The sequence below is a fragment of the Mucilaginibacter sp. P4_E8 genome (genome assembly GCF_056401495.1).
On record NZ_JBFUJG010000207.1, the window covers coordinates 1 to 6,663 of the forward strand.

Consider the following 6,663-nt stretch of genomic DNA (forward strand, 5'->3'; position numbering starts at 1 on the left):
GATTAAATTTAATTCTTTTAAACCACAATTAACGTATTATATAATTGAAAATATATAAAGGTGGCCTTCCAATGTAAAATCCCCTTTCCCCGTCATGGTTTTGTTATATTTTAAAATTCAATTTGGAATATATGTAGTTAACTACGTATATTTGTACATAAATTATTTTTTTATGGATACTGATTTTGTTATTACCTCATTAAACAATACTTACTGCCAGCAAATAATTGATATTATTTTAACTATACAGCAAACGGAGTTTAATCTCCCTGTCACATTGAAGCATCAGCCCGATTTGCTGGATATTGAAACAAACTATCACCAAACCGGTGGCAATTTTTGGGGCGCTAAAATTAACGGACAACTTGTTGGCACAATAGGATTAATTGTTACCGATGGTAAAATAGGTACCATCCGCAAAATGTTTGTACGCAAGGAATACCGGGGCAAAGAGTTTGGTATTGCGCAGGCACTCCTCAATAAACTAATTGACCATTGCAAACAAAACCAAATTGCCAACGTGTATTTGGGCACGGTTGAAGCCCTGAAAGCCGCTCACCGTTTTTATGAGCGAAATGGTTTTACCCGGCTTGACAAATCCAAACTGCCGGCTTCATTCCCGTTAATGCTTACTGATACTATTTTTTATCAATTACATTTGAATAATTAACCACAGGTTTACAGATGAATGTTATAGATGAATCGGGCATTTTAGCTATCTCAACAAGGTTACAGCGCCTAAGCGACCAGTTACGTAAGGATGGCACGCTAATATATAAAGCCAACGGCATTGATTTTGAACCCAAATGGTTCCCGGTTATTTATACTTTGCACTTACGGTCTGTTTTAAGTGTAGTTGAAATTGCCAATGAAATTGGCTACACCCATCCTTCCACAATAAGCCTTTTAAAGGAGCTCGAAAAAGAAAAACTGATCCGCTCCAAACGGGATAAAGCAGATGAAAGAAAACGTCTTATCCAGTTAACGGCTAAAGGCCAGGAGCTTATTGATCGTATGAAACCCGTTTGGGAGGTGATGATAGAGGCCTTAACAGAGCTCGCTAAAACACAAAACAACCTGATGCAGGCTATAGGTGAGGTGGAGGAGCAAATGAAAAGGCTAAGCTTTTTTGAACGCGCCAAGCGCATCAGCTCCTCAAGCTAATGCCGGTTGTTTTGCCAGTGTGTAAATATTTATACCAATATTTATCCCGTTTCGTCCCCTCAGGGTCTCTCGCAGAGGACCCTGAGGTATCCCGCCTGTTAATGTTTACCCCATTAAAACACTGTTGACATACGGTTGTCATTATCATGTACTTATTTTGATTTACAAACCCTATTGCAGGATTATTTGTATTTTTACATAACAACATGGATTTTAATTTAACCTCCCAATACTTCCCCACCGGCGATCAGCCTGAAGCCATAAGGCAACTGGTTGAAGGTGTAAATAACAATGATCCTTTTCAAACCCTGCTGGGTGTTACCGGATCAGGCAAAACATTTACCGTGGCCAATGTTATACAGCAAACGCAAAAGCCTACGCTGATATTGAGTCATAATAAAACCCTGGCAGCGCAGCTTTACGGCGAGTTTAAGCAGTTTTTTCCGGAGAACGCGGTGAACTATTTTGTGTCGTACTATGACTATTACCAGCCCGAAGCATTTATACCTACCACCAATACCTATATTGAAAAGGATCTGCAGATAAACGAAGAAATTGAAAAACTGCGTTTACGCACTACATCAGCTTTAATGTCGGGCCGCAGGGATGTTATTGTGGTATCGTCCATATCCTGTATTTATGGTATGGGTAACCCTGACGACTTTGCCGATTCGGTTTTTAAGTTTGCCGTAGGTACACGAATCAGCCGTAATGCATTTCTGCACCGGCTGGTCGAAATTTTATATGCCCGCACCACCGCCGATTTTAAACGCGGAACTTTCAGGGTGAAGGGCGATGTGGTTGATATTTTCCCGGCCTATCTTGATTATGCTTACCGTATTTCTTTTTTTGGCGATGATATTGAAGAATTGAGCGCCTTTGACGTAAGCACCGGGAAAACCATCGAGAAAATGACCCACATGATCGTGTACCCGGCTAACCTGTACGTAGCCCCGCGCGAACGTTTCCTGCAATCCATATGGGCCATACAGGAAGAACTGGAAACACGCAAAAAACAGTTTATTGGTGATGGCCGTTTCCTGGAAGCCAAACGGCTGGAAGAAAGGGTTAACTACGACCTGGAAATGATCCGTGAGTTGGGCTATTGCTCGGGGATCGAGAATTATTCACGTTTTTTTGATGGCCGCTTGCCGGGGGCACGTCCCTTCTGTCTGCTGGATTATTTTCCGAAGGATTACCTGATGGTGATTGACGAAAGTCACGTAACTGTTCCGCAGATCAGGGCCATGTATGGTGGCGACCGTTCCCGTAAAATATCATTGGTTGATTATGGTTTCCGCCTGCCGGCCGCTTTGGATAACCGCCCGCTCAATTTCCAGGAATTTGAAGGTCTTGCACCTCAAACCATCTACGTAAGCGCGACCCCTGCTGATTTTGAGCTGGAAAAATCGGGCGGTGTGGTGGTTGAACAGGTGATACGCCCTACCGGATTACTTGACCCGGTTATTGAGGTACGCCCGGTAATAAACCAGGTTGACGACCTGCTTGATGAGGTAGATAAAACTATAAAAATGGGCGACCGTATATTGGTTACCACCCTTACCAAGCGCATGGCTGAGGAACTGGCAAAATACATGGACCGCTTAGGCATAAAATGCCGTTATATACACTCCGAAGTAAAAACCCTGCAAAGGGTGGAAATTTTAAGGGGACTGCGCCTGGGTGAGTTTGATGTGCTGATAGGAATTAACCTGCTGCGCGAGGGCCTTGACCTACCCGAAGTATCGCTGGTAGCTATTCTTGATGCTGATAAGGAAGGTTTCCTGCGTTCAGAAAGGTCATTGATACAAACCATTGGCCGCGCGGCCCGTAATGACCGGGGCAGGGTTATTATGTATGCTGATAAGGTAACAGATTCCATGCAGATAACCATGGATGAGACCAACCGTCGTCGTGATATACAAATAGCCTATAATGCCAAACACGGTATAACACCTACAACAGTTGGTAAATCGCGAGAGGAAATTATGGAGCAAACATCGGTTGTTGATTTTAAAGGCGGTGTGCAGCAAGCTTATGTAGAAGCCGACGTAGTAACACTGGCAGCCGACCCAATTGTACAATACATGACCAAAGCCGATATGAAAAAATCAATAGACAATACTAAAAAAGATATGCTCGCGGCAGCCAAGAATATGGACTTTTTACTGGCTGCCAAATTACGCGATGAAATGTTTGCTTTAGAAAAAATGATGGAGGAGAAGTTTTAGATGTGCAGATATGCAGATTAAAAAGCAATCGTGTGATTATAGTTTTCATTTACACATTTGAAATCTGTATCCTACACATCGATAAATCATTTGCACATCTGTAATCTGCACATTTGCACATCAATAACATCATAATAAAACAATTTTAACGTTATATACTTATATTTGTAAGCTAAAAGTAAATGAGATGCTTCTAATTCGTTTTTTACTCATATCAATTTGCATATTATATATAATACGCAGCTTAATGCGCTATTTAATACCTGTACTTTTTGAAAGCGTGGTAAATAAAGCGCAACAGCAACACCAGCAACAACAACGTCAGTCAAGAAAACCTGAGGGCGCTATTAAGGTAGATTATATTCCGCAAGGTAAAAAGAGTACCGTGCCTGACTCTGAAGGCGAATTTGTTGATTATGAAGAAGTAAAATAATTAAACATGCTACCTAAAGAAGTATTTAACAGGAGAAGAACCCATAACAACACCCCCGAGTCTGTTATGCTTATCTTTGTTAACTTCATTGTAATGGCCGTAGCCGTACAAGTTTTTGCCCTGTGCGATAAGATAGGTTGGTTTTTTTGGGCAATAGTTGCCGGGCTGGCATTATATAATTTTTTCACCATCCGCAGAAACTATGAACAATATAATAAAGCCACTATTATTGCTTATGCCATAAGCATAGCCAGCATAATTGGCCTGTTTTTGTTTTTCCGTTTAAGACCCCACAACTGCTAAGTAATTCCTTTATAACTAATAATTCCTATTCTCATTCAAATTTCTATTTTTGAGGAATATATATTATCCATTTCAACAAACTTAAATGAACAACTGGTTTAAGCGTAATGGCATTCACTTTGCTATAGCTGCAATTTTTTTAGTGATATGCTTTATTTATTTTACTCCTGCTTTTCRGGGAAAAACTATTGGGCAAAATGACGTTACAAGAGCGCAATCAACTCAAAAAGAGGTCAATGACTATAAAGCAAAGGACACCACCATATTATGGACAAACCAAATTCATGGTGGTATGCCAACCTTCCAGATATGGGCACCTTATAAGGCCAATTTAACTACATGGGTAATAAATGCTGTAAACTATTCATTACCTAATCCTATTGGCACCATACTGATTTTCTTATTAGGCGCTTATTTGCTCTTCTGTGTACTAAAGCTTAACCCGTGGCTGGCAGCAGCGGGTGCCGTAGCATTTACCTTTTCGTCATATAATATTATCTTGCTTGTCGCCGGGCATGCGAACCAGGCTTTCGCAATAGCATTTTTTGCTCCTATTTTAGCCGGTATCCTACTTATTTTAAGAGGAAAGCATTTTACCGGCGCTGCCGTAACTGCATTAGCACTGGCTTTAGAGATCAGAGCCAACCACGTACAAATGACCTATTACCTACTGCTGGTATTACTAATATTGGTAGGTATAGAACTATATCACGCTATTAAAACTAAAACAATCGCTGCTTTTCTTAAGTCATTAGCATATGTTGGCGCCGCTGTTTTACTGGCCGTTGTAGTAAATGCTTCTATGCTATGGAGCACCTATGAGTATGGCAAAGATACTATTCGCGGCAAATCAAATCTAACACAGCACACCACCGAGCCGAGCAATGGTTTACCTAAAGATTATGCCTATCAATGGAGCCAGGGTGTGGGCGAGTGCCTTACCTTCCTGATCCCTAACGCTTACGGTGGGGGTGGCAGAGGACCAGTGGATGCAGACTCTCACGTTGTTAAGGCACTGGTTGAAAAAGGCGCTCCTGCCGACCAGGCAGCTTACATAGCGCAAAATGCTATGCCGCTTTATTGGGGCGAAAAGCCCTTTACAGAAGGACCTTTTTACTTTGGTGCTGTTATTTGTCTTCTATTTGTATGGGGTTTATTTATTGTTAAAAATCGTATCAAATGGTGGTTATTAGGTGCGGTAATTTTTACTATGCTGCTGTCATTTGGTAAAAACTGGCCTTATGTGTCCGACCTGTTCTTTAACTACTTCCCGCTTTACAATAAGTTCAGGGCTGTTGAATCTATTTTGGCGGTTGCAGGCCTCTGTTTTCCTATATTGGCCTTATTAGCTGTGAATGAAGCCATTGTGAATGAGAATAAGGCCGAATTATTTAAAAAGCTAAAGATCGCATTTTACATTACCGGGGGCATCTCCCTGGTTATAGCCGCATTGCCTACGTTGTTCTTATCATTCAAACCCAGCAATCAACAGGCTTATATCGATCAGCTGTCCCAAATGCTGAGGATCGACAACGCTACAGCAAGTTCATTAGCTCAGGCACTCGTTGAAGACAGGGCTTCTGTTGCTCAGGCTGATGCATTACGCTCGCTTATTTTTATAGCCATAAGTTTTGCCATAGCATGGGCATTTATTAAAAAGAAGATAAACGTTACCGTACTATCCGTAGGCTTTTTAGCCCTGATACTGGTAGATATGTGGACGGTAGATAAACGCTATTTAAATAACGATAGTTTTGCAGCCAAACAGGATAATAACGCACCTCAACCTCGCGAGGTTGACCAGTTTATTTTAAAAGATAAAGACCCCAATTTCCGTGTTATTGACCTTACACAGTCTATTACAGGTGATGGCACTACTCCTTTTTTCTATAAATCAATCGGGGGATATTCTGCCGCAAGATTAAAGCGTTTCCAGGAAGTAGTAGATGAGCAGCTTACCAAAAGCATAAATCATGAGGTGCTGGATATGCTGAATACCAAATACATCATTTCGGCTGATCCTAAAACGCAAAACCTGGGTATGCAGGTAAATCAAACCGCCTGCGGACATGCATGGTTTGTTAAGAGCGTTAAATATGCCGAAAATGCCGACCAGGAAATGCAGGCCATCAGCAGTTTTGACCCTAAGGATGAAGCTATTATTGATAAGCAGTATAAAAGTGTTATCGACGAAAAGCAATTAGGTGTTGACCCTGCCGGTAAAATTGACCTCGTGAGTTACTCTCCTGATCATTTGGTATATCAAAGTGGTTCAACAGCATCGCAAATAGCGGTTTTCTCTGAAATTTATTACAACCAAGGCTGGAAAATGCTGATAGATGGTGTTGAAAAACCATACTTCCGTGCCGATTATCTTTTACGCGCGGCGCAAATACCTACAGGTAACCACAAAATTGAATTTATATTCCACCCAACGTCGTATTATGTAGGCGAAAACATTTCTTTAGCCGGATCTATCCTGCTGGTACTGGCCCTGGGTGGTGCTATTTATACCGAAAACAAAAAGAAACC

General features: G+C 41.4%; 6 protein-coding genes. All 6 read left to right on the top strand.

Annotated elements, in window-relative coordinates; all coding sequences use genetic code 11:
• The first annotated feature begins 172 nt into the window (after positions 1–172).
• Positions 173–670, top strand: coding sequence for a GNAT family N-acetyltransferase (locus AC1DRQ_RS28695; protein ID WP_429400184.1), 498 nt, complete (start codon positions 173–175; stop codon positions 668–670).
• A 14-nt stretch (positions 671–684) separates the two neighbouring features.
• Positions 685–1,164 (top strand): MarR family winged helix-turn-helix transcriptional regulator, encoded by a 480-nt coding sequence (locus AC1DRQ_RS28700; RefSeq protein ID WP_429400185.1) that lies wholly within the window; start codon positions 685–687, stop codon positions 1,162–1,164.
• Positions 1,165–1,370: 206 nt separating this feature from the next.
• Positions 1,371–3,395, top strand: coding sequence for an excinuclease ABC subunit UvrB (gene uvrB, locus AC1DRQ_RS28705; protein WP_429400186.1), 2,025 nt, complete (start codon positions 1,371–1,373; stop codon positions 3,393–3,395).
• A 247-nt stretch (positions 3,396–3,642) separates the two neighbouring features.
• Complete coding sequence (locus AC1DRQ_RS28710; protein WP_477429133.1) at positions 3,643–3,828, top strand: DUF4834 family protein; 186 nt, start codon at positions 3,643–3,645, stop codon at positions 3,826–3,828.
• Between the two features lie 6 nt (positions 3,829–3,834).
• Entirely contained in the window at positions 3,835–4,131 is a 297-nt protein-coding gene (locus AC1DRQ_RS28715; protein ID WP_429400188.1) for a hypothetical protein, read from the top strand.
• 85 nt (positions 4,132–4,216) lie between these two features.
• Positions 4,217–6,663, top strand: a 2,447-nt coding sequence (locus AC1DRQ_RS28720; RefSeq protein WP_477429135.1) for a hypothetical protein, incomplete at its 3' end; no start/stop codon positions are given.